The following is a 26,947-nucleotide window of genomic DNA, read 5'->3' as shown; positions in this document are numbered from 1 at the left end:
CGTACCGGAACGGTCTCTTACTTGACGACGGACAGCGGCAGCAGCTTCTTGCCCGTCGGGCCGATCTGGATCTCGGTGTCCATCTGCGGGCACACGCCGCAGTCGAAGCACGGGGTCCAGCGGCAGTCCTCGACCTCGGTCTCGTCGAGGGCGTCCTGCCAGTCCTCCCAGAGCCAGTCCTTGTCCAGGCCGGAGTCCAGGTGGTCCCAGGGCAGGACCTCTTCGTAGGTGCGCTCGCGGGTGGTGTACCAGGCGACGTCCACACCGTAGGCGGGCAGCGTCTCCTCGGCGGCCTTCATCCAGCGGTCGTACGAGAAGTGCTCGCGCCAGCCGTCGAAGCGGCCGCCGCCCTCGTAGACGGCGCGGATGACCGAGCCGACGCGGCGGTCACCGCGCGAGAGCAGGCCCTCGACGATGCCGGGCTTGCCGTCGTGGTAGCGGAAGCCGATGGAGCGGCCGTACTTCTTGTCGCCGCGGATCTTGTCGCGCAGCTTCTCCAGGCGCGCGTCGGTCTCCTCGGCGGAGAGCTGCGGCGCCCACTGGAAGGGCGTGTGCGGCTTGGGCACGAAGCCGCCGATGGAGACCGTGCAGCGGATGTCGTTGGAGTTGGCGACCTGGCGGCCCTTGGCGATGACGTTGACCGCCATGTCGCCGATCTGGAGCACGTCCTCGTCGGTCTCGGTGGGCAGGCCGCACATGAAGTACAGCTTCACCTGCCGCCAGCCGTTGCCGTAGGCCGTGGCGACCGTACGGATCAGGTCCTCTTCCGAGACCATCTTGTTGATGACCTTGCGCATCCGCTCGCTGCCGCCCTCGGGCGCGAAGGTCAGTCCCGAGCGACGGCCGTTGCGCGTCAGCTCGTTGGCAAGATCGACATTGAAGGCGTCGACCCGGGTCGACGGCAGCGACAGGCCGATCTTGTCTTCCTCGTACCGGTCGGCGAGGCCCTTGGCGACTTCGCCGATCTCGGTGTGGTCCGCGGAGGACAGCGACAGCAGGCCGACCTCCTCGAATCCCGTGGCCTTCAGGCCCTTGTCCACCATCTCGCCGATGCCGGTGATGCTTCGCTCCCGCACGGGGCGCGTGATCATGCCTGCCTGGCAGAAACGGCAGCCGCGGGTGCAGCCACGGAAGATTTCGACCGACATCCGTTCGTGGACGGTCTCGGCCAGCGGGACGAGCGGCTGCTTGGGGTAGGGCCACTCGTCCAGGTCCATGACGGTGTGCTTGGACACCCGCCACGGGACGCCGGAGCGGTTCGGCACGACGCGCGAGATGCGCCCGTCGGCCAGGTACTCCACGTCGTAGAACTTGGGGACGTACACGCTGCCGGTCCGCGCGAGGCGGAACAGCAGCTCGTCGCGCCCGCCCGGACGGCCCTCGGCCTTCCAGGCGCGGATGATGTCGGTGATCTCCAGCACGGCCTGCTCGCCGTCGCCGACCACCGCGCAGTCCAGGAAGTCGGCGACCGGCTCCGGATTGAACGCCGCGTGGCCGCCCGCGAGGATCAGCGGGTGGTCCTCCGTACGGTCCTTGGCCTCGATCGGGATGCCCGAGAGGTCCAGGGCGGTGAGCAGGTTGGTGTAGCCCAGCTCGGTGGAGAAGGAGACGCCGAGTACGTCGAAGGCGCCGACCGGGCGGTGCGCGTCGACCGTGAACTGCGGCACCTGGTGCTCGCGCATCAGGGCTTCGAGGTCCGGCCACACGCTGTAGGTGCGCTCGGCCAGCACACCCTCACGCTCGTTGAGGACCTCGTAAAGGATCATGACGCCCTGGTTGGGCAGCCCGACCTCGTAGGCGTCCGGGTACATGAGCGACCAGCGCACATCGCAGGAATCCCAGTCTTTGACGGTGGAGTTGAGCTCTCCACCGACGTACTGGATGGGCTTCTGGACATGCGGGAGAAGCGCTTCCAGGCGCGGGAAGACCGTCTCGACAGGCATCGCGGCGTCTTTCGTGAGCTGGCAGGGGTGACCATCCAGCGTACCCCGGGAGCGAGGCCCTGTTGACGGGCACCACCCTGATGGGCAAGGGGTGACGACCCGCGGACGGTGGGTCACGGCGCGTGCGGCGGCGCCGGGCCGCCGCACGCGCGGCGCGTCACCCGCGCAGTTTCCTGCGGTGTCCCGCCTTCGACGCCTTCCGCCACACCGCGGGCAGCTCCCGCTCCCGGGCGGCCGCCGCCGCTTCCTCCCGCCCGTACAGCAGTCCGAAACTGAACCCGCCCTCTCCCGCACCGTGCGCCTGTACGACGAGATCGCGCAGCGCCTCGCGGGCCACCACGCTGTCCTGGTGGTCGCCGAGCAGCTGCTGCACGCGCTTCATGCGCTTGGCGAACTTCTTCGCCGGGCGGCCCAGCGCAGGCGTCGCCGCCTCCGCCGCGTACCGCACCCGCTTGGCCGCCTTGCGGGCCGCGTGCAGCGCCTCGTCCCGGTCCGCACCGGGCGACGCCCCCAGCGCGGCCGCCATCCGGCCGTCGAGCCGCCGGTAGTCCTTGAGTACGGCCTTGACCATCGCCCGCGCCGGCGGGCGGGCCGCGGCCGCGCGCAGCGGCGGGTCCGCCAGAAGCGCGTGCAGGCGCTCCAGCAGCGCCAGATGCCGCGCCCCGTCCAGGACCGCGAGCAGCGCCTGCCGGGAGCCGAGGCGGCGGCGCTGCGACCACAGGCGCAGGCGCGCGGCCACCGGCCCCAGCCGCAGCTCCCGCGGCAGGTCCGCCAGCGCGGCGCGCAGCCGCTCCGCCAGCACCTCCCGGTCCCGGTCCACTCCCAACTCGCCCGCCAGCCACTTCAGTTCGTCGCTGACCGGGTCGGTGACGGACCGGTCCAGCAGCGCCCCGTACGAACGAAAGGCGCTGCGCAGACGGCGGGTGGCGACGCGCATCTGGTGCACCGAGTCGGGTACGTCACGGCGGACGGCCGGGTCCAGTTCGACGAGGGTGCGCACCTGCTCACGGACGTACGCGAGGACGGCGTCACCGGCGGTACCGGGGTCGGCCGCGGCCTCTCCGGAGGACTTGCCGCGCTTCATGCCCTTGGCGTCCCGGGCCTTGCGGGACTTCACCGGCTTCGTCGGCTTGTTCGGCTTCTTCGTTCGCTTCGGCTGTTCTGGCTGCTTGGACTGCTTTGGCTGCTTCGACGGCTTCGGCTGCTTCGACCGCTCCGCCGTGCCGTCCGGCGCCGTCTCGGCCAGCGCGCGGGCCAGCTTGGATTCCGAGCTCGCGGGCCGCACCCCGGCGGCCGCGAGGACCTCCTCCACGGCGTCCAGGAGCCCGGGGGTCCCCTCCCCCACCAGCTCCACCTCGATCTCGCGCCAGCGGACGCCGACCGTCACCCGGCCCGGCGGCGCCTGCTCCCGAGCACTGCCCTGCGCCCCGCCCTCCGTCCCATCCGCCGCGTCCGTCCCGTCCACCGCATTCGCCCCGTCTGCCACATCCGCGGCACACGTCGCTTCGGCCTCGTACGGGCCCGCGCCGTCCACCCGGTGCGCCACCACCTCGTCGACCGCCACCTCGGCGAGCGGCTCCCCCCGCGCGTCCTCCAGCACCCGCAGCGTGCGCCGGGTGCGCAGATGCGCGACCGGCGCCAGGTGTGCGCCGCGCACCCGCGAGCGCACCAGCGCCGCCAGCTTCCGCGGCAGCCGGTCGGCCAGCGGCATCCGCACCTCGTCCCGGACGCCGGGGGCGACCGGGAGTTTCAGGTGCCAGCCCGCGTCACCGCCGCCGGTGCGCCGCCGCAGGGTGATGCCGTCGGCGGCGAGCCGCTGGTCGGAGGTGTCGTAATAGGTGGCGGAAAGGACGACCGTGCCCTGTTCCGCGATGGCCTCGACCCCGGCGACGCCGGTCAGGTCGGGCAGTTCGGTGCTGTCGTCGGCCTCGTACTTCCGCTCGATCTCCCGCACGGTGTCCGCCATGGATCGAATCTAGCCGCGTGTGAGCCGCTGAGGCAGTCCCCGACCGGACGTTCCGGCGGTTGCGTGCCGCGCGGCGGACGGGTTCGGGGCTGGCCACGCGGCACCCGGGGCAAAAACAGTTCATCTCTGCACGAACTCCTGCGAATGCCGGATAGCTCCTTTCCGGCCGGTTGCGGAAATACGCCGTCTTGCCGTCGGCAGTTGCCGCTCGGACGATCGGTGCCCTCATCCCGTGCGGACCGCGGTGGCCAAGAGGGCCGCGGTGTGCCCGCGCGCCCTTTCACGAGGAGGACCCGATGACCACCAACGGCCGCCAGAGCCTCAGTCCCGATGCGGCACGGCAACTCGCCACCTCCACCAAGACCACGCCGCAGATGCGCGGCATCACCCCGCGCTACCTGCTGCGCGCCCTGCCGTGGGTGGACGTCGAGGCCGGCGTCTACCGCGTCAACCGCCGCCGTACCTTCATCCTCGGCGACGACCGGATCAGCACGTTCTCCGAGGGCGACAGCCACCGCATCGTCCCCGAGGACCTCAGGGAACTGCCGTTCCTGCGGCAGGCCGAGGAGGGGCAGCTGCGCGAGCTGGCCGAGACCTGCGACGAAGTCACCTTCGAGGCCGGGCAGTTGCTCTGCTCCGAGGGCGACAACGCCGACCGGCTCTGGGTGCTCGTCCGAGGCCGCGCCGAGAAGCGGGTGACCGGCCGGTACGGCGAGGACGCGCTGCTGGAGATCGTCGGCGACGGCCAGTTCTTCGACCTGGAGGCCTGGGCCAAGGGCGAGTCCCAGCCGTACCGGGTACGCACGCTGACGCCCGGTGTCGCGCTGTGCATCAGCCGCGCCAAGCTGGCGGAGCTGGCCGACCGCGACGAGTCGCTGCGCACCTCGATGGAGTCCTACTGCTCCGGCGAGATGCCGACGCCGGGCGCCGAGGCGCCGGTCGAGCTGGCCTCCGGGCACGTCGGCGAACCGGTGCTGCCGGGCACGTACGTGGAGTACGAGGACACGCCGCGCGAGTACCACATGAGCCTCGCCCAGACCGTGCTGCGCGTGCACACCCGCGTCGCCGACCTCTACAACCAGCCCATCGACCAGACCCGGGCGCAGAGCAACCTGACCGTGCACGCCCTGCGCGAGCGGCAGGAGTCGATGATGCTCAACCACCCGGAGTTCGGCCTGTTCAACCAGGTCGCCCCGGGGATGCGGGTACAGCCGCGCACCGGCTCGCCGACGCCCGACGACCTCGACGAGCTGCTGGCCAAGGTCTGGAAGCAGCCCGCGTACTTCCTCGCGCACCCCCGGGCCATCGCCGCGTTCGGCCGCGAATGTACCCGCCGGGGTGTGCCCCCGGTGACCGACACCCGGTTCGGCAGTCCGCTGCTGACCTGGCGCGGCGTGCCGCTGCTGCCGTCCGACAAGGTCGGGATCAACGGCGCGGGTACGACGGAGATCCTGCTGATGCGGGTGGGCGAGGCCGAGCAGGGCGTGGTGGGGCTGCGCCCCAGTGCCGTGCCCGACGAGGCGGAACCGGGCCTGTCCATAAGGAACATGGGCGTCGACCAGAAGGCCATCACCTCGTACCTGGTCACCGCCTACTTCAACACCGCCGTCCTGGTCGAGGACGCCCTCGCCGTCCTGCAGAACGTCGAGGTGTCCAAGTACCATGACTACTCCTGAGGTCACGGGGCTCACGGCACCGCTGAGCGCCCTCCTCGGCACGGGGGCGAAGACCGGTCCCGCGGACACGGCGGCGGCCCCCGCCGCCGGTACGGACACGGCGGTACGCACGGGCACGGCCGCGGACGCGGGCACGATACCCGCCACGGCACCGGGCATGGGCGCGGCTCCGGGCGCGGGGGCGACCGTCGTACCGGCCGCGGCCACGGCGGGCCTGCCGGGCATGCAGCCGGTACCGAGCGCGGACTCCGCCACGGGCGGCGCCGTGCCAAGTACCGTACCGGGTACGGCGTCCGCGGCACCCGGTGCGGGCCGGTACCCCGATTTCGGCACCGTCCCGGGCATCAGTGCGGTCCCGGGCATGAGCGCGGTTCCTGCTACGGACACAGCGCCGGCCGCGAGTACGGTCCCCGCCACCGGTGCCGTACCGACCGCGAGCGCGGTTCCCACCACCGACGCCGTACCGGCCACAAGCGGCGCCCCGACCACCGATGCCGACCCCGTCCCGTCCGCCGTCCGCCAGTTCCCGGGTGCCCAACGCGGGGCCTTCTCGCCCGAGATGGCGCGCCGGGACTTCCCGATCCTGCACCGGCTGGTCAACGGCCGTCCGCTCGTCTGGCTCGACAACGGTGCCACCACCCAGAAGCCGCGCCAGGTGATCGAGGCCGTGGCCGCCTTCTACGGTTCGGCCAACTCCAACATCCACCGCGGTGCCCACACCATGGCCCGCGACGCCACCGCCCTGTACGAAGCGGGCCGGGCCGCCGTCGCGGACTTCCTGGGCGCCCCGTCCCCCGAGGAGATCGTCTTCGTCCGCGGCACCACCGAGGCGATCAACCTGGTCGCCCAGACCTGGGGGCGGGCCAACGTCGGTCCGGGCGACGACATCCTCGTCCCCGTACTGGAGCACCACTCCGACATCGTCCCCTGGCAGCAGCTCGCCGCCGAGACGCACGCCCGGGTGGTGCCGGTCCCGCTGCTGCCGGACGGGCAGATCGACCAGTTCGCCTACGCCGACCTGCTCTCCTCCCGTACCCGGCTGGTGGCCGTCAGCCATGCCTCCAACGTGCTGGGCACCGTCCCTCCGGTGGCGGAGATGACGGCGCTGGCCCACCGCTACGGCGCCAAGGTGCTGGTGGACGGCGCGCAGGCGGTGGCTCATTTCCCGGTCGACGTGCAGGCTCTGGACGCCGACTTCTACGCGTTCTCCGGTCACAAGCTGTTCGCGCCCACGGGCATCGGCGCGCTGTACGCCAAGCCCGAACTGCTGGCGTCCATGGCGCCGTGGCAGGGCGGCGGGAACATGATCGAGTCCGTTTCCTTCGACCGCACGACGTTCGCGCCCGCACCGCACCTCTTCGAGGCCGGTACGGGCCACATATCCGGCGTGGTCGGGCTGCTCGCGGCGCTCGACTGGCTGTCGTCCTTCGACCACGACGCCATCGCCACGTACGAGACCGACCTGCTGGCCTACGCGCAGCAGGTGCTGGCGGCGGTGCCCGGCCTGCGGGTGCTGGGCGAGGCGCCCGACCGTATCGGCGTGCTGGCCTTCACCCTCGCGGGCCACGATCCGACGGCGGTGGCGCAGTCCCTGGACCTGGAGGGCATCGCCGTCCGCTCCGGCCACCACTGCGCGCAGCCGGCCCTGGCCCACTACGGCCTGGACAGCGCCGTACGCGCCTCCCTGGCCCTCTACAACACCCCGGAGGAGGTGGACCAGCTGGCGGCCTCCCTGCTGCGCCTCCAGCAGTCACCGTGAGCTGAACGAACCGGAGTGCCCGCCCCGCCACCGGGGCGGGCACTCCGCTGTCCTTGCCTGCGGGTACAGTGCGGTCCTCGGTTCGCGTACATCACGGCAGGGGGGACGATGCTCGCGCATCTGACGGACACCGCACGCCAGTTGGCAGCCATCCTGTGGCAGCAGCACACGGTCTACCGGGACCGGACGGGCGGTGTGGTCATACGGGGCGAGCACGTCCAGCGGTGGATCAGCCTGTCCGCCACCGGGACCCGTGGCGAGGTGCTCATACGGGCGGGCCGCATACTGGACGGCGGTACGAGCGCTCCCGCACGCGCAGAAACGGTGCTGCCGCTGGCCAGCGGTACGGGCGAACTGGCCGCCGCCTGCCGCCGGTTACTCGCGGACATCACCGCCGGCACCGCGCCGGAGGCGCCCCGCGCGCCGGAGCCGGTCCGGGACCGGCCGCGCCCCCGCAAGAGGGCGGGGACGGCGAGGATCGCGCTCTGGATCGTCCTCGCCACGGTGGCGAGCGCCGCGGTGCTCGCCACCCTCGTCGCCTACAGCTCCTACAGCGCCGCGTCCGGCCGCTGACGTACGGACCGGTGCGCGCTCAGGCCGACACCGGCCGCTGCACGTGGATGGACTGGAGCAGCCCTATGGCGATCCAGACCGCGAACATGGACGTACCGCCGTACGAGACGAACGGCAGCGGCAGTCCGGTGACGGGCATGATGCCGAGCGTCATGCCGATGTTCTCGAACGCCTGGAACGAGAACCAGGCGATGCAGCCCGCCGCGACGATCGTGCTGTAGAGCTCGCTGGCCTCGCGGGCGATGCGGCAGGCGCGCCACAGGACGACGCCCAGCAGGACGATGATCAGGCCCGCGCCGAGGAAGCCCAGTTCCTCACCGGCGACGGTGAAGATGAAGTCGGTCTGCTGCTCCGGGACGAACTGGCCGGTGGTCTGGCTGCCCTGGAAGAGGCCGGAGCCGGTCAGTCCGCCGCCGCCGATCGCGATGCGCGCCTGGTTGGTGTTGTAGCCGACGCCCGCCGGGTCCAGGCTCGGGTTGGCGAAGGCGGCGAAGCGGGCGATCTGGTAGTCGTCCAGCAGGCCCAGCTGCCAGATGGCCACGCAGCCGACGACGCCGGCGCCCAGCAGTCCGAGGATCCACCGGTTGGAGGCGCCGGAGGACAGCAGGACGCCGAGGACGATCGCGCCGAGGACCATGACCGAGCCGAGGTCCGGCATCAGCATGATGATGGCGACGGGGACGGCGGCCAGGCCGAGGGCCTGCACGACGGTGCGGTGGTCGGGGTGCGGGCGGTCGCCCGCGTCGACCCGGCCCGCGAGGATCACCGCCATCCCCAGCGTGATGGTGATCTTGGCGAACTCCGCGGGCTGGAGGGAGAGTCCGCCGGGGATGGCCAGCCAGGAGCGGGAGCCGTTGATCGTGGCGCCCAGCGGGGTGAGGACGAGCAGGGCCAGCAGCAGCGAGACGCCGTACAGGATCGGTACGGCGCCCCGCAGGGTGCGGTGGCCGAGCCAGATCGCGCCGGCCGCCAGGGCCAGGCCGATGCCGGTGTTCAGCAGGTGGCGCAGCAGGTAGCCGTACTCGTCGCCGTGGGTCAGCTCGGTGCGGTTGCGGGTCGCGGAGAAGACCAGGACCGCGCCGATCAGGGACAGCGCCAGGCAGCACAGCAGCATGACCCAGTCCAGCCGGCGGACGACCGAGTCGCGCGCGGTCAGCCGGCCCCAGGCGCCGCGGTCGGGGCTGTAGCGGCGGACGGTGAAGCCGCCCGCCGTGTGCGAGCCGGTCACTGGCCCCGCCTTCCGGCCGCGGCGGGCGGCGGGTTGGCGGCGACGGGCTTGATGGGCTGCGCCTGGATGGTGCCGTCGCCCAGGATCTCGGGCAGGCCGGCCTGCGGCTTCGGCAGCATCGCCGCCTTCTCGTCGATCTTGCCCTTGTCGTCCACCCCGTACAGCGCGTTGTAGATCTTGCGCACGGCGGGACCGGCGGACCCCGATCCCGTACCGCCCTGGGAGATGGTCATGATGATCGTGTAGTCCTTGGTGTACGTGGCGAACCAGCCCGTCGTCTGCTTGCCGTAGACCTCGGCGGTACCGGTCTTGGCGTGCATCGGGATCTTGTCCTGCGGCCAGCCCTGGAAGCGCCAGGCGGCGGTGCCGCGGGTGGCGACACCGGCCAGCGCGCCGTCGATCTGGGACAGGGTCCCGGCGTTCACCGGCAGCTTCCCGTGCGTCTTGGGGGCGATGTTCTCGATGCGCTTGCCGTCCGCGCTGACGATCGCCTTGCCCACGGTCGGGTTGTAGAGCGTGCCGCCGTTGGCGATGGCCGCGTAGATCGTCGCCATCTGTATCGGGGTGACCTGGGTGTCGCCCTGGCCGATGGAGTAGTTGACGGAGTCACCGGCGCGCATCTTCATGCCGGACTCGCAGTTCTCCTTGGCGATCTTGGATACGTAGTCGTCGCCGGTCTGGCCCTGCTTGCACCAGCTGTCCTTGTTGGCGTCCCAGTACCGCTTCTTCCACTGGCGGTCCGGGACCCGGCCGGTGACCTCGTTGGGGAGGTCGATGCCGGTCTCCTTGCCGAGGCCGAACTGGTGTGCCGTCTTGTAGAACCAGTCCGCCGGGTGCTTGGGCTTGTTGCCGCCGTCCTTCTGCCACTGCTGGTAGGCGAGGTTGTAGAAGACGGTGTCGCAGGAGACCTCCAGCGCCCGGCCGAGGTTGATCGGCCCGTACCCCTTGGACTCGAAGTTCTTGAAGACCTGGCCGCCGATGTTGAAGGAGGCGGTGCAGGGGTAGGTGCCGTTGAAGTCGTACCCGGCGTTGACCGCGGCCGAGGTGGAGATGACCTTGAAGATCGAGCCGGGTGCCGCCTGCCCCTGGATCGCGCGGTTGAGCAGCGGGTAGTTGGAGTCCTTGCCGGTGAGCTGTGCGTAGTCCTTGCCGCTGATGCCGCCGACCCAGGCGTTGGGGTCGTACGTGGGGTTGGAGGCCATGGAGACGATGCGGCCGGTCTTGTTCTCCATGACGACGACGGCGCCCGCGTCGGCCTTGTAGTTGGTGCCGGTGTTCTTGTCGTGGGTCTTGCGGGCGTCCTTCATCGCCTGGTCCAGTTCCCGTTCCGCTATGGCCTGGACCCGGGCGTCTATGCTCGTGACGACGTTGGAGCCGGGAACCGCCTTGTCGCTCTTGGCCTTCCCGATGACCCGGCCGAGGTTGTCGACCTCGTAGCGCGTCACGCCCGCCTTGCCGCGCAGCTGGCTGTCGTACGTGCGCTCCAGCCCGGACCGGCCGATCTGGTCGGAGCGCAGCAGCGGCGAGCGGGTGTCCTTGGCCTTCTGGATCTCCTCGTCGGTGACCGGCGAGAGGTAGCCGAGGACCTGGGCGGTCTCCGCCTTGCCGGGCGCGGCGTAGCGGCGTACGGCGGTGGGCTCGGCGGAGATGCCGGGGAAGTCCTCGGAGCGTTCGCGGATCTGGAGGGCCTGCTGGGTGGTGGCCTCGTCGGTGATCGGGATGGGCTGGAAGGGCGAGCCGTTCCAGCAGGGCTGCGGCGTCTTGGCGTCGCACAGCCGGACCTTGTTGCGGATCTCCGTCTCGGTCATGCCGAGGACCTTGGCGAGGCGGCCGAGCACGGCCTTGCCGTCGTCCTTCATCTTCAGCAGGTCGGTGCGGCTGGCGGAGACGACCAGGCGGGTCTGGTTGTCGGCGAGCGGGATGCCGCGGGCGTCGAGGATGGAGCCGCGGGTGGCCGGGTCGACGACCTGCTGCACGTGGTTGTTGCGGGCCTCGTCGGCGTACTCCCGGCCGTTGCGGATCTGGAGGTACCACAGCCGCCCGCCGAGCGTGAGCAGCAGCGAGAAGACCAGGATCTGGATGGCGACCAGCCGGATCGTGACGCGCGAGGTACGGCCGGTCTCCGGAATGTTGGTCACAGTCGCTTGACCCCCTTGATGCGTCCGGCCTTGTTACGGGCCGGACGGCCGAGCAGTCCGCCGCGCTGGCCGCCGATGCGGGCCGCCCTGGACGGGAGGTTGGTGCGCATCGAGCGGCTCGCCTTCAGTCCGGTGCCGGAGGCGAGCCAGCCGTAGCCGCTCTTGCCGCCCTTGCCGGGGCCGCCCTGTCCGGCGGCGTCCGTCGCCAGCGGATCGTGTTCCGTCCTGCGGGCCAGCGCCATGACCAGGGGTACGGCGAACGGCGCCAGCAGCAGGTCGTAGAGCGTCGCGGTGAACAGCAGCCAGCCCACGCCCACGTGGCGGGCGGCGGAGTCGCCGACGAGCGAGCCGACGCCCGCGTACAGCAGGGTCGAGCCGATGGCCGCGCCGACCACGACGATCAGCGGCATGGTCGCCGAGCGGTGCTGTCCGCTGTCCGGCTTGGTCAGTCCGGCCACGTACCCGATGACGCACAGCACCAGGGCGTACCGGCCGATGGCGTGGTCGGAGGGCGGCGCGAGGTCGGCGAGCAGGCCGGCGCCGAAGCCGACCAGGGCGCCGCTCACGTGCCCGTACACCAGCGCCAGGCCGAGGACGACCAGGAGCAGCAGGTCCGGTACGGCGCCGGGCAGTTGGAGCCGCGCCAGCACGCTGACCTGGACCAGCAGGGCCACGACCACCAGGGCGGCCGAGAGCAGGGTCCTCTTGATGCGCATCGGTCAGCTCCTGGGGGAGGCGCTCGCGGACGGGGAGGCCGTGACGGTGACCGTCGGCGTCGGCTTGGGTTTGGCGGGTCTGGTCGGCAGGACCGTGTCGCGCGGGTCCTCGCGGGGCGCCTGGACCACGATGCCGACGACGTCCAGCTTGGAGAAGCCGACGAACGGACGGACCTGGAGGGAGCGGGTCAGATCGCCGTTGGACGGGTCGACCCTGACGACCTGTCCGACCGGGACGCCGGGCACGAAGGGCTTGTCGGCGCTGGAGCCGAAGGTGACCAGCCGGTCGCCCTTCTTCACCTCGGCCCTGCCGTTGAGGAGCTGCACGCGCAGCGAGTTGCCGCCCTGCCCGGTGGCGAAGCCGATCTCGTTGGTCTTCTCCATGCGGGTGCCGACGGTGAAGTCGGGGTCGTTGGCGAGCAGGACGGTGGCGGTGCTGCGGCCGACGGTGGTGACCCGGCCGACCAGGCCGTCGCCGTTGAGGACGGTCATGTCGCGGGCGATGCCGTCCTGGGAGCCGGCGTCGATGGTGACGGTCCAGGAGAAGCCCTGCGCCGCGCCGATGGCGATGACCTGGGCGCCCTTGATGCCGTACTGGCCGGTGCCGGCGGTCTTGAGCATCCTGTCCAGCTCGGCGGCGCGGTTGCGGTTGCGGTCGGAGGAGCCCAGCTTCGCCTTGAGCGCGGCGTTCTCCCGCTCCAGGGCGCTGATACGGGTGTGCCGCTCGCCGGAGTCCCGTACGGCGCCGACCGCGTTGCCCACCGGGTCGACGACCGTGGCGATGCCGCTCTCGACCGGCCCGAAGGCCGCGGCGGCGGCCTGCCGGGCACCGGCGAGCGGGGACCGTTCACCGCCGCGGATGTCCACCGTGATCAGTGCGAACGCGACGGCGACCAGCAGCACCAGTAGCAGCCGGCTCTCTCGTGTGTCCCTCACGTGCGGCGGCCGTGTCCTTCCTCGTAGGACCGGCCGGCTGCGGGCCCGCGCCGGTCGCGCTGGGGAGTGCGTTGTGCCTTTATACGCAGTGCTCGCCCGTCGGGGCGTGGTGCCTGTATATCAACGATCCGCCGTACGGACGATCAGCCGCCCGTACGGCGGAATGTCGGTGCCTCAGCGGCGCGGCTGGGAGTCCAGGACCTGCTGGAGCGCCTCGAACTCCTCGACGCACTTGCCGCTGCCGAGCGCGACGGAGTCGAGCGGGTCCTCGGCGATGTGGATCGGCATGCCGGTCTCACGGCGCAGGCGCTCGTCGAGGCCGCGGAGCAGGGCGCCGCCTCCGGTGAGCACGATGCCGCGGTCCATCACGTCGCCGGACAGCTCCGGCGGGCACTTGTCGAGCGTGGTCTTGACCGCGTCGACGATGGAGTTGACCGGCTCCTCGATGGCCTTGCGGACCTCGGCGGCCGAGATGACGACGGTCTTGGGCAGGCCGGAGACCAGGTCCCGGCCGCGGATCTCGGTGTGCTCGTCCTGTTCCAGGTCGTACGCCGAACCGATGGTGATCTTGATGCTCTCGGCGGTGCGCTCGCCCAGCAGGAGGCTGTACTCCTTCTTGATGTGCTGGATGATCGCGTTGTCCAGCTCGTCGCCGGCCACCCGGATCGACTGGGCCGTGACGATGCCGCCGAGCGAGATCACCGCGACCTCGGTCGTGCCGCCGCCGATGTCCACGACCATGTTGCCGGTGGCCTCGTGGACCGGCAGGCCGGAGCCGATCGCGGCGGCCATCGGCTCCTCGATGATGTGCACCTGGCGGGCGCCGGCCTGGGTGGACGCCTCGATGACCGCGCGGCGCTCGACTCCGGTGATGCCGGAGGGGACACAGACGACCACGCGCGGGCGGGCCAGGTAACGGCGCTTGTGGATCTTGAGGATGAAGTAGCGGAGCATCCGCTCGGTGATCTCGAAGTCGGCGATCACGCCGTCCTTCAGGGGACGCACCGCGACGATGTTGCCGGGGGTGCGGCCGATCATCTTCTTCGCCTCGGCCCCGACGGCGAGGATGCCGCCGGTGTTGGTGTTGATGGCCACGACCGACGGCTCGTTGAGGACGATCCCGCGACCCCTGACGTACACCAGCGTGTTGGCGGTCCCGAGGTCGACAGCCATGTCACGGCCGATGAACGACATGTTGTTCCCCATGAGGATACGTCTGGCCTTCCCAACTGGAGCGAATGCTTACTTGAGGTCGGCAGGTGTGGTGCGCCGGGGCGCGGAAGCTCCATCGTAGTCACGAAGTCCCCACCGCTCGAACGCGGTGCGGGGTTCCTCCGCCATTGTCGGCGGAACACGGACCCGCCCCCCTCAATGGGGACGTCGTGTCGCGCCGAAGCGTTCCCCCGTTCGGAGCGCGGAAACCGCGAGGCGACCGGCACCGGACCGGTCGCCCCAGGTCACCGGGGGTCCCGGTGACCTGATGTCAGGAAAGACCCGGGAAGAAAATCTTGATTTCACGCTCCGCCGACTCCGGCGAGTCCGAGGCGTGGACCAGGTTCTCCCGGGTGATGGTCCCGAAGTCGCCGCGGATCGAACCGCCGGGCGCCTTGATCGGGTCGGTGGGACCGGCCAGCGTCCGTACCCCCTCGATCACCCGCTCGCCCTCGACGACCAGGCTGACCACCGGGCCCGACGACATGAACTGCACCAACGGCTCGTAGAAGTCCCGGCCGACGTGCTCGGCGTAGTGCTGCTCCAGGATCTCGCGGTCCAGGGTGCGCAGTTCCAGCGCGCTGATCGTCCAGCCCGCCTTGCGCTCGATACGGCCGAGAATCTCACCGACCAGGCCGCGGCGGACCGCGTCGGGCTTGAGGAGGACGAGCGTGCGCTGACTCACGGGAGGGGCTCCTTGGTTACGGCGACAGACGGCAGGTGCCCTGAGGCTACATGGGTGAAGGCACTGGGCTGTACGCGGTACGGGGGCCGGTCAGGGGGCCGAACGGGTGACGCGGGCGCAGTTTTCGCACGTGCGTCCTACGCGGCCCGTACGCCCCCGGAACCGGACCTCCGGGCGCGGTCAGGCCGTACCCGGCTGGGGGCCCTCCCCGGCCTGGGCCGCCCAGCGCGCCTTCGCCTCGTCGATCTTGCGGCCGAAGTGCACCGACGCCCACCACAGCGCGGCGAAGACCGCCCCGAGGAAGAACATCGTGCCCACCACGAAGCCGCTGGCGATCAGGGCCGCCTGGAGGGCCCAGCCGAGCTGCACGCCGCCGGGGCGGGTGAGCACGCCGCACAGCAGGACGCACAGCAGCATCGCGATGCCGCTGACCGTCCAGACCGTGGCCGTGGAGTGGCCGGAGGTCTGCATGGCGACCAGACCGGCGAATCCGATCACGAAGAACTCGCCGATCAGCGTGCTCGCACACAGCGTGCGCATGGTCAGTTCCTTCCCAGGAGCAGCCGGGCCTCGCCGACCGTGATCACGGAGCCGGTGACCAGCACGCCCGCTCCGGAGTACTCGCCCTCCTCCTCCGCGAGGGTGATCGCCGACTCCAGCGCGTCGTCGAGCCGGGGCTCGACCTGCACCCGGTCGGAGCCGAAGACCTCGACCGCGACGGCCGCCAGCTCGTCCGCGTCCATGGAGCGGTGGCTGGAGTTACGGGTCACCACGATCTCGGCGAAGATCGGCTCGAACGCTTCGAGGATGCCGCGTACGTCCTTGTCCGCGCTGGCCCCGAGAACCCCGACAAGTCGGCTGAAACCGAACGCCTCGCTGACCGCCTCGGCCGCGGCCCGCGCGCCCGCCGGGTTGTGCGCCGCGTCCAGGATCACGGTCGGGCTGCTGCGCACGACCTCCAGGCGGCCGGGCGAGGCCACCGCGGCGAACGCGGAGCGGATGGTGTCGACGTCCAGCGTGCGGGCGTGCTCGGAGCCGATGCCGAAGAACGCCTCCACCGCGGCCAGCGCCACCGCGGCGTTGTGCGCCTGGTGGGCGCCGTACAGCGGGAGGAAGATCCCCTCGTACTCGCCGCCCAGGCCGCGCAGCGTCAGCAGCTGGCCGCCGACCGCCACCTCGCGGCTGAGCACGCCGAACTCCATGCCCTCGCGGGCGACCGTGGCATCCACCTCGACCGCGTGCTTGAGCATCACGGACGCCGCGTCCACCGGCTGCTGCGCCAGGACGACGGTGGCGTCCTTCTTGATGATCCCGGACTTCTCGCCCGCGATCTGCTCGGGCGTATCACCCAGGCGGTCGGTGTGGTCCAGCGAGATGGGCGTGACGACGGCGACGTCCGCGTCGATCACGTTCGTCGCGTCCCAGGTGCCGCCCATGCCGACCTCGACGACGGCGACGTCCACCGGGGCGTCCGCGAACGCGGCGTACGCCATCGCGGTGAGCACCTCGAAGAAGGACAGGCGGTACTGCTCGCGCTCGTCGACCATCTGCACGTACGGCGCGATGTCCTGGTACGTCTCGATGAAGCGCTCCGCGGAGACGGGGGCGCCGTCCAGGCTGATCCGCTCCGTGACGGACTGCACGTGCGGGCTCGTGTACCGGCCGGTACGCAGGTCGAACGCGGACAGCAGGGCCTCGATCATGCGGGCGGTGCTGGTCTTGCCGTTGGTGCCGGTGATGTGGATGGACGGGTAGGCGCGCTGCGGCGAGCCCAGGACGTCCATCAGCGCCTCGATGCGCTGTACGGAGGGGTCCAGCTTGGTCTCGCCCCAGCGGCCGGCCAGCTCGGCCTCCACCTCGCGCAGCGCGCGGTCCACCTCAGGGTCCTCGGGACGGGCGGGAATGCCGTCCCCCTGGGGCGGGCCCGCCTGCGCGCGCAGGGTACGGCTGCCGGCCTCGATCACGGCAAGGTCGGGGTCCCTGTCGGTCTCGGCCTCCACCATCTCCTCGAAGGGGTCGGCCTGGCCGTCCGGGCCGGGAATCGGGTCGGGGTCGTCGTTTCGGGGGCGGTCGTCGCTCACGGCTCCAGTCTACGAGCCGCCACCGACACAGGTCGGCGGCGGCCCGCTACGGCCCGCGACCGCCGCTACGACAGCGCCGCCTTCATCATTGCCTTGGCCACCGGCGCCGCCAGGCCGCCGCCCGAGATCTCGTTGCGGGCCGCGTCGCTGTCCTCGACCATGACGGCGACGGCCACCTGGTGGCCCTTGTCGTCCTTGCCGTAGGAGACGAACCAGGCGTACGGGGTGCCCTTGTTGTCCACGCCGTGCTGGGCGGTGCCCGTCTTGCCGCCGACCGTCAGGCCGTCGATCTTGGCGTTGGAGCCGGTGCCCTCGTTCACGACGGTCTCCATGGACGACTGGAGCTGCTCGGCGGTGCGCTGCGAGACGGCCTTGCCGTACTTCCGCGGCGCGTACTCCTGGAGCGTGTTGCCGCCGCCGTCGGTGAGCTTGTCGACCATCTGCGGCGTCTGGAGTTCGCCGCCGTTGGCGATGGCCGCGGAGACCATGGCCATCTGGAGCGGCGTCGCGGTGTCGTCGAACTGGCCGATGCCGGACAGCGCGGTCTGCGCCTTGTCCATGCCCTGCGGGTAGAGGCTCTTGCCGGCCCGGACCGGGGTGTCCAGCTTGCCGTCGTTGAAGCCGAACTTCTCGGCCTGCGCGCGGACCTTGTCCTGGCCCAGGTCGGCGGCCATCTTCGCGAAGACGGTGTTGCAGGAGTACTGGAGCGCGGTGCGGATGTTCGCGTTCTTGCAGGGCGCGGAGGCGCTCTCGTTCTTCAGTACGGTGCGGGTGCCGGGGAGGGTGTACGGGTCGGGGCTGTCGGTGGCCTCGTCGACGGAGGAGTACAGGCCGTTCTCCAGGGCGGCGGCCGCGACGACCAGCTTGAAGGTGGAGCCGGGCGGCAGCGGCTGCCGCAGCGCGCGGTTGACCTCCGGGTGGTTCTTGTCGGCCGACATGTCCTTCCACGCCTTCTGGTCGCCGCTGCCGGACCCGGCGAACGCGCCCGGGTCGTACGAGGGCGTGCTGACCATGCCGAGGACCTTGCCGGTGGCCGGGTCGAGGGCGACCGCGGCGCCGGTCTTCTTGCCGAGCGCCCGGTAACCGGCCTGCTGCACCTTGGAGTCGATGGTGGTGGCGACGTCGCCGCCCTTGGGCCGCTGGCGGGTGAGCGCGTCGCCCGGGTTCTGGAGGCGGCTGTCGGAGCCGTCGAGGAGGTCGCCGTACAGGCTCTCCAGCTGGTTGCTGCCGAAGATCTGCGAGGTGAAGCCGGTGACGGGGGCGTAGAGCGGGCCGTTCTTGTACGTCCGCTTGTTCTTGAGGGTGCCGTCGGTGGCGGCGGAGCCGGTCACCGGCTGCCCGTCGACGAGGATGTTGCCCAGCGGATTCGCGTACTTGGCGATGGAAACGCGCGGATTGTGCGGATCGTCCGAGAACGCGGATGCCTTGGCCCCCTGCAGCCAGGTGACCCACGCCAGCAGCGCGAGCACCAGCAGGATGCAGAAGACCGAGACACGGCGCAGGGGTTTGTTCATGGGTGGCGCGGCTCCTCGTCGCTGTACGGCGCGTGCGGCGGAATACGTACGTTTCGCTCCCGTTTGCGGACCCATGGTCCACCGTCTCGATGAGAGGCGGATGAGAACACGGCGCCCGCCGCGCCACCGTGACGCACGCCTCTGATCGCCGCCACGGAGCAACGCACCACCCCCTGCCGACATCTTCGATGGCGGGCTCTGTGAGCCTTGACCGACACCAAGACCGGAGAAGTCCGGAAAAGAAACGGGCCCCGGGGCGGCGGCGTACGGCCGCCGGGCTCCGCCGGGCAGGGCGGGAGCTGAAGAACGTGCCGGCTATCAGTCAGCGGATGCACCTGGTGCTGCTCACCGCGTGGACCGTGCTGTGGTTCGTCGTGGTCGAGCCGAACGGCGGGTTCTCCTGGCACTACCTGCGCTCCGGCGGGGAGCTGATCTACCAGGGCTCCTCCGGCGACGGCACCGGCGGCCTCAACCTCTACGCCCACCACCCCGAACTCCAGATGGGCCCGGTCAGCTTCCTGGTGGCGGGCCTGTTCAACCCGTTCCCCGAGCACACCGGCCAGTTCCTGGCCGCGGCCCTGATGTCGCTGCTCGGCCTGGTGATCGTGGTGCTGGCCGGGCGCAGCGCCGCCTATCACTTCCTGGGCACCGGGACCAACCACCAGCGGCTGCGGCAGCGCGTCCTGATAGCCGGGCTGGCGTTCATCCCGATGTGGATCGAGGTCTCGGTCCGCTTCGGGCACCTGGACGACGTGCTCGCGCTGTTCTTCACGGCGCTGGCCGTACGGTCGGTGACCCGCGGCAACGCCGCGCTGACCGGCGCCTGGCTGGCTCTCGCGATGGACTCCAAGCCGACCGCGCTGGCCTTCGTACCGCTGCTGCTCGCGCTCCCGCGGGAGAAGTGGCTGCGCGCGGGACTGTGGCTGGCGGGTCTGGTCGCGGTGGCCTGGCTGCCGTTCTTCATCGGTGACATGAACTCGTTCTCGGCGGCCAAGTTCGCCATCCCCAACCATCCGGCGTCCGCGCTGCGCTGGCTGGGCGTGGCCGACCCGGAGACGCCCGGCTGGGACCGGCCCGCGCAGTTCGCGCTGGGCCTGCTGCTGGGCTGCCTGGCGGTGTGGCGGGGGCGCTGGGCCGCCGTCGTGCTGCTGGGCGCGAACGCCCGTATCGTCCTGGACCCCAGCGTCTACACGTACTACTCCGCTTCCGTGCTGCTCGGCACGCTGCTGTGGGACGTCATCGGGCAGCGGCGGCTCGTGCCCTGGTGGAGCTGGCTGGCGCTGCTGATCCTGTACGGCAGTGTCTTCGCGGTACCCGACGACTCGGCGCGCGGGCTGATCCGGCTGGCGTTCGTGGCCGTGTCGACGGCGTACGTCCTGCTGTGGCCGGTACGGGAACGCGGCGGCCGGCGCGGCTCCGGACGGCGCAGGCCCCCCGCCCGTACGGACGAGGGGCCTGCTGAGGACCACGCGCCGGGGACGGTCCCGGCGCCCGGTGCTACGCCTTGGGCAGGGCCGCCAGCTGCGCGCTGATGCGCACGATGTCGGCCTCGGCCGTCTCCAGCCGCGTACGGATCTTGGCGACGACGTGTTCCGGGGCCTTGCCCAGGAACGCCTCGTTGCCCAGCTTCCCGTTGGCCTGGGCCTTCTCCTTCTCGGCGGCGGCCAGGTCCTTCGACAGCCGCTTGCGCTCGGCCTCCACGTCGATGGCGCCCGACAGGTCCAGCGCCACCGTCGCGCCCGCGACCGGGAGGGAAGCGGTGGCGGTGAAGTCCTCGCCCGCGGGCTGCAGGCGCAGCAGCGAGCGCATGGCGGCCTCGTGGGCGGCGAGCTGCGTACCGGCGAGCTCCAGCCGGGCCGGAACCTTCTGGCCCGGCTGCAGGCCCTGGTCCGAACGGAAGCGGCGGACCTCGGTGACGACCTGCTGGACCGTCTCGATCTCCCGCTCGGCCGCCGCGTCACGGAAGCCGCTGTCGGCCGGCCACTCGGCGATGACCAGGGACTCACGGCCGGTCAGCGTCGTCCACAGGGTCTCCGTGACGAACGGCACGACCGGGTGCAGCAGGCGCAGCGTGACGTCCAGGACCTCGCCGAGGACCCGGCGCGAGACGTCCGCGGCCGGTCCGCCCGCCATGAACGTGGTCTTGGACAGCTCCACGTACCAGTCGAAGACCTCGTCCCAGGCGAAGTGGAAGAGGCTGTCCGAGAGCTTGGCGAACTGGTAGTCGTCGTAGTAGGCGTCCACCTCGGCGACGACGGTGTTGAGCCGGGAGAGGATCCACCGGTCGGTCGCCGACAGCTGCTCGGCCGGCGGCAGCTCGCCCTCGACCGTCGCGCCGTTCATGAGCGCGAAGCGGGTGGCGTTCCAGATCTTGTTGGCGAAGTTGCGCGAGCCCTGGACCCAGTCCTCGCCGATCGGCACGTCCGTACCGGGGTTGGCGCCGCGGGCGAGGGTGAAGCGGACGGCGTCGGAGCCGTACTTGTCCATCCAGTCCAGCGGGTTGACCGCGTTGCCGAAGGACTTCGACATCTTCTTGCCGCGCTCGTCACGGACCATGCCGTGCAGGGCGATGGTCTTGAACGGCGGGGTGCCGTCCATCGCGTACAGGCCGAACATCATCATCCGGGCGACCCAGAAGAAGAGGATGTCGTAGCCGGTGACCAGCACCGAGTTCGGGTAGAACTTCTCGACGCTCGCGGTCTTCTCCGGCCAGCCCAGCGTGGAGAACGGCCACAGGCCGGACGAGAACCAGGTGTCCAGGACGTCCGTGTCCTGCGTCCAGCCGTCGCCCGTCGGGACCTCGTCGTCCGGTCCGACGCAGACGACCTCGCCTTCGGGTCCGTACCAGACCGGGATGCGGTGGCCCCACCACAGCTGACGGGAGATGCACCAGTCGTGGAGGTTGTCGACCCAGCCGAAGTAGCGGGACTCCATCTCCTTGGGGTGGATGTCCACCCTGCCGTCGCGGACCGCGTCACCGGCGGCCTGCGCGAGCGGGCCGACCCTGACCCACCACTGCATGGACAGCCGGGGCTCGATGGTCGTCTTGCAGCGCGAGCAGTGGCCGACCGAGTGGGTGTACGGGCGCTTCTCGGCGACGATGCGGCCGTCGGCGCGCAGCGCGGCGACGATCGCGGAGCGGGCCTCGAAGCGGTCCAGGCCCTCGAAGGGGCCGTGCGCGGTGATCACGCCGCGCTCGTCCAGCACCGCGAGGTTGGGCAGGTCGTGCCGGCGGCCGATCTCGAAGTCGTTCGGGTCGTGGGCCGGGGTGACCTTGACCGCGCCGGTGCCGAACTCCGGGTCGACGTGCTCGTCGGCGACGACGGGGATGCGGCGGCCGGTCAGCGGCAGCTCGATCTCCGTGCCGACCAGGTGCCGGTAGCGCTCGTCGTCGGGGTGGACCGCGACGGCGGTGTCACCGAGCATCGTCTCGGCGCGGGTGGTGGCGACGACGATCGACTCATCGCCCTCCCCGTACCGGATCGAGACCAGCTCGCCCTCGTCGTCCTGGTACTCCACCTCGATGTCCGAGATGGCGGTCAGGCAGCGCGGGCACCAGTTGATGATGCGCTCGGCGCGGTAGATCAGCTCGTCGTCGTAGAGCCGCTTGAAGATCGTCTGGACGGCCTTGGACAGGCCCTCGTCCATCGTGAACCGCTCGCGCGACCACGCGACGCCGTCGCCCAGGCGCTTCATCTGCCCGGAGATCTGCCCGCCGGACTCGCCCTTCCAGCGCCACACCCGCTCGACGAACGCCTCCCGGCCCAGGTCGTGGCGCGAGACGCCTTCCTTGGCCAGCTCGCGCTCGACGACGTTCTGGGTGGCGATACCGGCGTGGTCCATGCCGGGCTGCCACAGCGTCTCGAAGCCCTGCATCCGCTTGCGGCGGGTGAGGGCGTCGATCAGGGTGTGCTCGAAGGCGTGCCCGAGGTGGAGCGAGCCCGTGACGTTCGGCGGGGGGATGACGATCGTGTACGGCGGCTTCTCGCTCTTCTCGTCCGCCTCGAAGTACCCCCGCTCCACCCAGCGCTCGTACAGCGGCCCCTCTACCTCGGCCGGCGCGTACTGGGTCGGCAGTTCAGTGGGGCTGCTGTTCGGCCCGCCGTCGAGGGGGCTCTGCTGAGTGTTCTCGGTCACGACGCTCAGTGTACGGGCGCGGATGTCGCGGTCTCGAATCGGTTTGGCCCCCGGGGGACCGGCTGACGGTGCCGTCGTACAGGATGTTGGCGTCGCACAAGCGTCAGCTGTGATCGGTGTCATCGGGCGCCGTCAGATGTCACGAGGGGAACCCGCTCCATGAGCTTCAGCCAGCCGCCTCCCGGCCCGTACGGCCAGCCGCCGCAGCAGCCCGCGCCGTACGGGCAGCAGCCGCAGCAGCCGGCCGGGCAGCCCGGGTACGGCGGCTACCCGCAGCAGGGCGGCCAGGTCCCTCCGCAGCAGCCCTACGGCTATCCGCAGCAGGCTCCCCAGCCCGGCTACCCCCAGCAGCCCCAGGCGCCCTACGGGCAGCCTCAGCAGCCGGGCCCCTACGGCCAGCAGGCCGCTTACGGACAGCAGGCAGCCTACGGGCAGCAGCCGCCGAACGGCGGCAAGGGCAAGGGCGTGAAGATCGCCCTCAGCGTCCTCGCGGTGGTGGCCGTGGCCGGCATCGGCGTCGGCGCGTACTACGCGTTCGGGCCCGGCGGGGACGTGAAGCCGTACACGATCTCCCTCCCGAACGACCTCCTCGGCGGCACCTTCAAGAAGGCGGAGGGCAAGAACGACAAGAACGAGGACCTCGCCAACGACGCCGAGACCAAGGCCATGGGCATCACGGAGGGCAAGGGCGTCCAGGGCACCTACGCCAACGACAAGAAGCAGCCGCTGATCATCACGGGTGTCTACGGCAAGGTCGCCGACCCCAAGAGCGCGGTGAACAAGATGTTCGCCCAGTTCGACAAGAAGCTCGACAAGACGGACACCAGAGGCACGAAGGTGGAGACCGTCACGCCGGTGACGGAGTACTCCCCCGACGGGTTCGACGGCTCGGTCATGAAGTGCAAGGCGCTCAAGAGCAGCGCGTCGAGGGGCGGCCTCACCGCGACCGCCACGGTGACGTACTGCGCCTGGGGCGACTCCAGCGCGGTCGGCGTGATCGTGAACAACGGGCTGGAGGCGCCCGCCCAGTCCACCGGCGCCGCTTTCCCGGCCCAGCAGCTCTCCGAGAAGACCCGCGAGATCCGCGACGCGGTACGGCACGAGAAGTAGCCACCGCGCCCGCACCGGACCACCCCAGGGGGAGGACACGTCATGAGCTTCAACCAACCGCCGCCGGGCCCGTACGGGAGCAGCGGACAGCCGCCGCAGGGGCCGTACGGAGGCAGTGGGCAGCAGCCGCCGCAGGGCGGGGGCTACGGGCCGCCGCAAGGACCGCCTCAGGGACCGCCGCAGGGGCCCCCTCAAGGGCCGCCGCCCGGCCCGTACGGGTACGGCGCACCCCAGCAGCCGCAAGCCCCGCAGCAGCCGATGCAGCCCATGCAGCCCCCGCAGTTCCCGCCGCCCGGCCCGCCCGGTCCGCCCGGAGGCAGCGGCACCGGGAAGATCATCGCGGGCGTGGCCGCCGGCGTCGTGCTGGTGGGTGCCATCATCGGCGGCGCCGTGATGCTCACCTCGGGCGGCGGCGACGAGCCCGTCCGGGCCCGCGGCGGCAGCTCCCCCGCGCCGGCGACTGGCTCCGGCGACACCTCCGACGACACCGGCACGTCCGAGGAGAAGCCGTCCGCCGAGGACGCCGGGGAGCGGATGCGGCTGACGACGCCCGGGACGGTCGACGACGGCGCGTACACGCTGGAGAAGGACAAGGCGGCGCTGGAGCGCGACGGCCTCAAGCTGGGCTCGCCGCCGCCCGGGATGACGCAGGAGATCGGCCGCTACCGGGGCACCCGCGACAGCCGCACCACCGCCCTGATGATCTCCGGTGGCTACGGCACGATCGCCGCACCGGACCGGGTGGTGGACGGCATGTTCACCGGGGTGGCCAGCGACGGCGCGACCACGGTCGTACGGCAGCGGGAGACGTTCCGGCCGGGCAAGGCCGACGGCATCAAGATCGACTGCGAGATCGTCCGGAACACGAAGTTCGGCTATGCGCCGGTCTGCGGCTGGGCCGACGGCTCGACCGCCGCGGTCCTGCTGTACATGAACGGCGCGCTGCGCTCCCCCTCGGACATCAACCTGGCGCAGTACGCGGACACCACCGCCGTCATCCGCGTCGAGACGCGCACCCCGCGGTAACCGGGGCCCTCGGCCGCCGGGGGCGCACAGCGAAAGGGCCGCCCTGCGACTGGCGTCGCGGGCGGCCCTCGGCCGTCCGTGCGGGGGGAACGGACGGTTACGCGCTCTTCTCGTGGTGCTCGCCCGACTCGCCGCCGCGGTTGCGCGGCACCAGCGTCGGGTTCACGTTCGAGTGGACGACGTCTTCGGTGATGACGACGCGGGCCACGTCCTTGCGCGACGGAACCTCGTACATCACCGACTGGAGGACCTCTTCCATGATGGCGCGCAGGCCGCGCGCGCCGGTGCCGCGCAGGATCGCCTGGTCGGCGATGGCCTCCAGGGCCGGGCGGTCGAAGTCCAGCTCCACGCCGTCCAGTTCGAACAGGCGCTGGTACTGCTTGACGAGCGCGTTGCGCGGCTCCAGGAGGATCTGCAGGAGCGCCTCGCGGTCGAGGTTGTGCACCGAGGTCAGCACGGGCAGCCGGCCGATGAACTCCGGGATCATCCCGAACTTCACCAGGTCCTCCGGCATGACGTCCTGGAGCTGGTCCTTGGACTCGATCTCCCGCTTGGAGCGGATGTTGGCGCCGAAGCCGATGCCCTTGGCGCCGGACCGGGCCTCGATGATCTTCTCCAGGCCGGCGAACGCGCCGCCCACGATGAACAGCACGTTCGTCGTGTCGATCTGGATGAATTCCTGGTGGGGGTGCTTGCGCCCGCCCTGCGGCGGCACCGAGGCGGTGGTGCCCTCCAGGATCTTCAGCAGGGCCTGCTGGACGCCCTCGCCGGAGACGTCACGGGTGATCGACGGGTTTTCGCTCTTGCGGGCGACCTTGTCGATCTCGTCGATGTAGATGATGCCGGTCTCGGCCTTCTTGATGTCGAAGTCCGCGGCCTGGATCAGCTTCAGGAGGATGTTCTCGACGTCCTCGCCGACATAGCCGGCCTCCGTCAGCGCCGTCGCGTCGGCGAAGGCGAACGGGACGTTGAGCATCCGGGCGAGCGTCTGCGCGAGCAGCGTCTTGCCGGAGCCGGTGGGGCCGAGCAGCAGGATGTTGGACTTGCCGAGTTCGATGCCGTCGTCGCCGCCGCGCGCGCCACCGTTCTCACCCGCCTGGACCCGCTTGTAATGGTTGTAGACGGCGACCGAGAGCGCCTTCTTGGCGGGCTCCTGGCCTACGACGTAGCTCTCCAGGAACTCGTAGATCTCCCGGGGCTTGGGCAGTTCCTCCCAGCGGACCTCGGAGGTCTCGGCGAGCTCCTCCTCGATGATCTCGTTGCAGAGGTCGATGCACTCGTCGCAGATGTACACACCAGGCCCCGCGATGAGCTTCTTCACCTGCTTCTGACTCTTCCCGCAGAACGAGCACTTGAGCAGGTCGCCGCCGTCACCGATGCGTGCCACGAGGTGCTTCCCCTTCGCCTGGGATCCGCATTGCTCCGCGGACCCGGGTGCTTGCCTATCGACGGTACCTTGCCGGGCCCCCCGTACGGGCCCCCCTTGGACCGACTCGGTCAACCCGGTCCAAGGGGGCGTAGTGTCCGGCTCACTTCGCGACGGTACGCGATCAGACCGAGGCGGCCGTCTTACGGGTCGAGACGATCTGGTCGACCAGACCGTACGCCAGGGACTCCTCGGCGGTCAGGATCTTGTCGCGCTCGATGTCGTCGCGGATCTTCTCGATCGGCGTGGTCGAGTGCTTGGCCAGCATGTCCTCCAGCTGCGTACGCATCCGCAGGATCTCGTTCGCGGCGATCTCCAGGTCGGACACCTGACCGCGGCCGGTCTCGCTGTACGGCTGGTGGATCAGCACCCGGGCGTTGGGCAGCGCCATCCGCTTGCCGGGGGTGCCGGCGGCGAGCAGCACGGCCGCGGCGGAGGCCGCCTGGCCCATGCAGACCGTCTGGACGTCGGGCTTGACGAACTGCATCGTGTCGTAGATCGCGGTCAGCGCCGTGAAGGAGCCGCCGGGCGAGTTGATGTAGATCGAGATGTCCCGGTCGGGGTCCATCGACTCCAGGCACAGCAGCTGCGCCATGACGTCGTTGGCCGACGCGTCGTCGATCTGCACACCGAGGAAGATCACGCGCTCCTCGAAGAGCTTCGCGTACGGGTCGTACTCGCGCACGCCCTGCGAGGTGCGCTCGACGAAGCGCGGAACGATGTAGCGGGACTCGGCGGGCTGGCCCTGGAACTCTGCCTGCGGGGCGTCGTGGCGCTCGTAGAGGCTACGGCCGGGGAAGTTGTTCATCTTGGAGGTTCAC

20 protein-coding genes are annotated in these 26,947 nt (G+C 70.8%); 6 read left to right on the top strand and 14 right to left on the bottom strand.

The genetic code is table 11. The features are described from left to right. Positions 1 to 17: 17 nt before the first annotated feature. On the bottom strand, positions 18 to 1,943 hold the full coding sequence (locus tag A6A06_RS13450) for a TIGR03960 family B12-binding radical SAM protein (RefSeq protein WP_073761437.1): 1,926 nt from the start codon (positions 1,941 to 1,943) through the stop codon (positions 18 to 20). A 157-nt stretch (positions 1,944 to 2,100) separates the two neighbouring features. Then, positions 2,101 to 3,909 carry a CYTH and CHAD domain-containing protein gene (locus A6A06_RS13445; RefSeq protein ID WP_073761436.1) on the bottom strand — a complete coding sequence of 603 codons (1,809 nt, stop codon included), beginning with the start codon at positions 3,907 to 3,909 and terminating at the stop codon, positions 2,101 to 2,103. A gap of 296 nt (positions 3,910 to 4,205) precedes the next feature. Between A6A06_RS13445 and A6A06_RS13440 the strand changes: the two genes are divergently transcribed. The 3 genes from A6A06_RS13440 to A6A06_RS42755 all read left to right on the top strand — a co-directional run bounded on the left by A6A06_RS13440 (position 4,206) and on the right by A6A06_RS42755 (position 7,917). Then, a complete protein-coding gene (locus tag A6A06_RS13440; protein ID WP_073761435.1) occupies positions 4,206 to 5,585 on the top strand; it encodes a family 2B encapsulin nanocompartment shell protein in 1,380 nt (459 codons plus the stop codon). After that, positions 5,572 to 7,344 (top strand): SufS family cysteine desulfurase, encoded by a 1,773-nt coding sequence (locus A6A06_RS13435; protein WP_073761434.1) that lies wholly within the window; start codon positions 5,572 to 5,574, stop codon positions 7,342 to 7,344. The genes A6A06_RS13440 and A6A06_RS13435 overlap by 14 nt, the downstream gene beginning before the upstream one ends. Positions 7,345 to 7,452: 108 nt before the next feature. After that, a complete protein-coding gene (locus A6A06_RS42755; RefSeq protein WP_073761433.1) occupies positions 7,453 to 7,917 on the top strand; it encodes a hypothetical protein in 465 nt (154 codons plus the stop codon). A 19-nt stretch (positions 7,918 to 7,936) separates the two neighbouring features. Here A6A06_RS42755 and rodA read toward each other — a convergent pair whose 3' ends face one another. From rodA to A6A06_RS13385, 9 genes are all read right to left on the bottom strand, one after another. Continuing rightward, the gene (gene rodA, locus A6A06_RS13425) at positions 7,937 to 9,145 is read right to left on the bottom strand and encodes a rod shape-determining protein RodA (protein ID WP_073761432.1); all 1,209 of its coding nucleotides are present in this window, start codon (positions 9,143 to 9,145) and stop codon (positions 7,937 to 7,939) included. Further along, positions 9,142 to 11,283 (bottom strand): penicillin-binding protein 2, encoded by a 2,142-nt coding sequence (gene mrdA / locus A6A06_RS13420; RefSeq protein ID WP_073761431.1) that lies wholly within the window; start codon positions 11,281 to 11,283, stop codon positions 9,142 to 9,144. The genes rodA and mrdA overlap by 4 nt, the downstream gene beginning before the upstream one ends. Beyond that, positions 11,280 to 11,999, bottom strand: coding sequence for a rod shape-determining protein MreD (gene mreD / locus A6A06_RS13415; RefSeq protein WP_073761430.1), 720 nt, complete (start codon positions 11,997 to 11,999; stop codon positions 11,280 to 11,282). The genes mrdA and mreD overlap by 4 nt, the downstream gene beginning before the upstream one ends. A 3-nt stretch (positions 12,000 to 12,002) precedes the next feature. Next, positions 12,003 to 12,935 carry a rod shape-determining protein MreC gene (mreC, locus tag A6A06_RS13410; protein WP_073761429.1) on the bottom strand — a complete coding sequence of 311 codons (933 nt, stop codon included), beginning with the start codon at positions 12,933 to 12,935 and terminating at the stop codon, positions 12,003 to 12,005. A gap of 174 nt (positions 12,936 to 13,109) precedes the next feature. Then, positions 13,110 to 14,129: a rod shape-determining protein gene (locus tag A6A06_RS13405; protein ID WP_003985182.1), complete on the bottom strand. Its 1,020-nt coding sequence runs from the start codon at positions 14,127 to 14,129 to the stop codon at positions 13,110 to 13,112. Between the two features lie 289 nt (positions 14,130 to 14,418). Further along, complete coding sequence (ndk, locus tag A6A06_RS13400; RefSeq protein ID WP_073761428.1) at positions 14,419 to 14,832, bottom strand: nucleoside-diphosphate kinase; 414 nt, start codon at positions 14,830 to 14,832, stop codon at positions 14,419 to 14,421. A 180-nt stretch (positions 14,833 to 15,012) separates the two neighbouring features. Further along, on the bottom strand, positions 15,013 to 15,372 hold the full coding sequence (locus A6A06_RS13395; protein WP_073761427.1) for a DUF4233 domain-containing protein: 360 nt from the start codon (positions 15,370 to 15,372) through the stop codon (positions 15,013 to 15,015). A gap of 2 nt (positions 15,373 to 15,374) precedes the next feature. Then, a complete protein-coding gene (gene folC / locus A6A06_RS13390; protein ID WP_073761426.1) occupies positions 15,375 to 16,913 on the bottom strand; it encodes a bifunctional tetrahydrofolate synthase/dihydrofolate synthase in 1,539 nt (512 codons plus the stop codon). 65 nt (positions 16,914 to 16,978) lie between these two features. Next, a complete protein-coding gene (locus A6A06_RS13385; protein ID WP_073761425.1) occupies positions 16,979 to 18,427 on the bottom strand; it encodes a peptidoglycan D,D-transpeptidase FtsI family protein in 1,449 nt (482 codons plus the stop codon). Between the two features lie 329 nt (positions 18,428 to 18,756). Here A6A06_RS13385 and A6A06_RS13380 point away from each other — a divergent pair, with 329 nt between their 5' ends. After that, positions 18,757 to 19,959, top strand: coding sequence for a hypothetical protein (locus tag A6A06_RS13380; protein WP_073761424.1), 1,203 nt, complete (start codon positions 18,757 to 18,759; stop codon positions 19,957 to 19,959). On the opposite strand, the gene A6A06_RS13375 is transcribed toward A6A06_RS13380, so the two are convergent. Further along, entirely contained in the window at positions 19,925 to 22,564 is a 2,640-nt protein-coding gene (locus tag A6A06_RS13375; protein ID WP_073761423.1) for a valine--tRNA ligase, read from the bottom strand. The genes A6A06_RS13380 and A6A06_RS13375 overlap by 35 nt on opposite strands. A 159-nt stretch (positions 22,565 to 22,723) precedes the next feature. Here A6A06_RS13375 and A6A06_RS13370 point away from each other — a divergent pair, with 159 nt between their 5' ends. Together A6A06_RS13370 and A6A06_RS13365 are read left to right on the top strand one after the other, a co-directional pair. Beyond that, positions 22,724 to 23,674, top strand: coding sequence for a hypothetical protein (locus A6A06_RS13370; RefSeq protein WP_073761422.1), 951 nt, complete (start codon positions 22,724 to 22,726; stop codon positions 23,672 to 23,674). A 42-nt stretch (positions 23,675 to 23,716) separates the two neighbouring features. Then, a complete protein-coding gene (locus tag A6A06_RS13365) occupies positions 23,717 to 24,700 on the top strand; it encodes a hypothetical protein (protein WP_073761421.1) in 984 nt (327 codons plus the stop codon). A 97-nt stretch (positions 24,701 to 24,797) separates the two neighbouring features. Here A6A06_RS13365 and clpX read toward each other — a convergent pair whose 3' ends face one another. Together clpX and A6A06_RS13355 are read right to left on the bottom strand one after the other, a co-directional pair. Further along, the gene (gene clpX / locus A6A06_RS13360; RefSeq protein WP_073761420.1) at positions 24,798 to 26,087 is read right to left on the bottom strand and encodes an ATP-dependent Clp protease ATP-binding subunit ClpX; all 1,290 of its coding nucleotides are present in this window, start codon (positions 26,085 to 26,087) and stop codon (positions 24,798 to 24,800) included. Between the two features lie 163 nt (positions 26,088 to 26,250). Next, complete coding sequence (locus A6A06_RS13355; RefSeq protein WP_030020547.1) at positions 26,251 to 26,934, bottom strand: ATP-dependent Clp protease proteolytic subunit; 684 nt, start codon at positions 26,932 to 26,934, stop codon at positions 26,251 to 26,253. Positions 26,935 to 26,947 lie beyond the last annotated feature (13 nt).

Origin of the sequence: Streptomyces sp. CB02923, from assembly GCF_001905005.1 — a bacterium.
Taxonomy (GTDB): Bacteria; Actinomycetota; Actinomycetes; order Streptomycetales; family Streptomycetaceae; genus Streptomyces.
Note: the sequence above shows the minus strand (reverse complement) of the source record. Positions and strands in the feature narration are given on the sequence as shown.

Coding starts and splice junctions, on each gene's coding strand:
- A6A06_RS13370 (WP_073761422.1), top strand. CDS start 22,724: ATGAGCTTCAGCCAGCCGCCTCCCGGCCCGTACGGCCAGCCGCCGCAG.
- A6A06_RS13405 (WP_003985182.1), bottom strand. CDS start 14,129: ATGTCGTTCATCGGCCGTGACATGGCTGTCGACCTCGGGACCGCCAAC.
- A6A06_RS13435 (WP_073761434.1), top strand. CDS start 5,572: ATGACTACTCCTGAGGTCACGGGGCTCACGGCACCGCTGAGCGCCCTC.
- A6A06_RS13355 (WP_030020547.1), bottom strand. CDS start 26,934: ATGAACAACTTCCCCGGCCGTAGCCTCTACGAGCGCCACGACGCCCCG.
- A6A06_RS13385 (WP_073761425.1), bottom strand. CDS start 18,427: ATGAACAAACCCCTGCGCCGTGTCTCGGTCTTCTGCATCCTGCTGGTG.
- mreD (WP_073761430.1), bottom strand. CDS start 11,999: ATGCGCATCAAGAGGACCCTGCTCTCGGCCGCCCTGGTGGTCGTGGCC.
- A6A06_RS13450 (WP_073761437.1), bottom strand. CDS start 1,943: ATGCCTGTCGAGACGGTCTTCCCGCGCCTGGAAGCGCTTCTCCCGCAT.
- A6A06_RS13365 (WP_073761421.1), top strand. CDS start 23,717: ATGAGCTTCAACCAACCGCCGCCGGGCCCGTACGGGAGCAGCGGACAG.
- A6A06_RS13395 (WP_073761427.1), bottom strand. CDS start 15,372: ATGCGCACGCTGTGTGCGAGCACGCTGATCGGCGAGTTCTTCGTGATC.
- A6A06_RS13440 (WP_073761435.1), top strand. CDS start 4,206: ATGACCACCAACGGCCGCCAGAGCCTCAGTCCCGATGCGGCACGGCAA.
- A6A06_RS13445 (WP_073761436.1), bottom strand. CDS start 3,909: ATGGCGGACACCGTGCGGGAGATCGAGCGGAAGTACGAGGCCGACGAC.
- A6A06_RS13380 (WP_073761424.1), top strand. CDS start 18,757: ATGCACCTGGTGCTGCTCACCGCGTGGACCGTGCTGTGGTTCGTCGTG.
- A6A06_RS42755 (WP_073761433.1), top strand. CDS start 7,453: ATGCTCGCGCATCTGACGGACACCGCACGCCAGTTGGCAGCCATCCTG.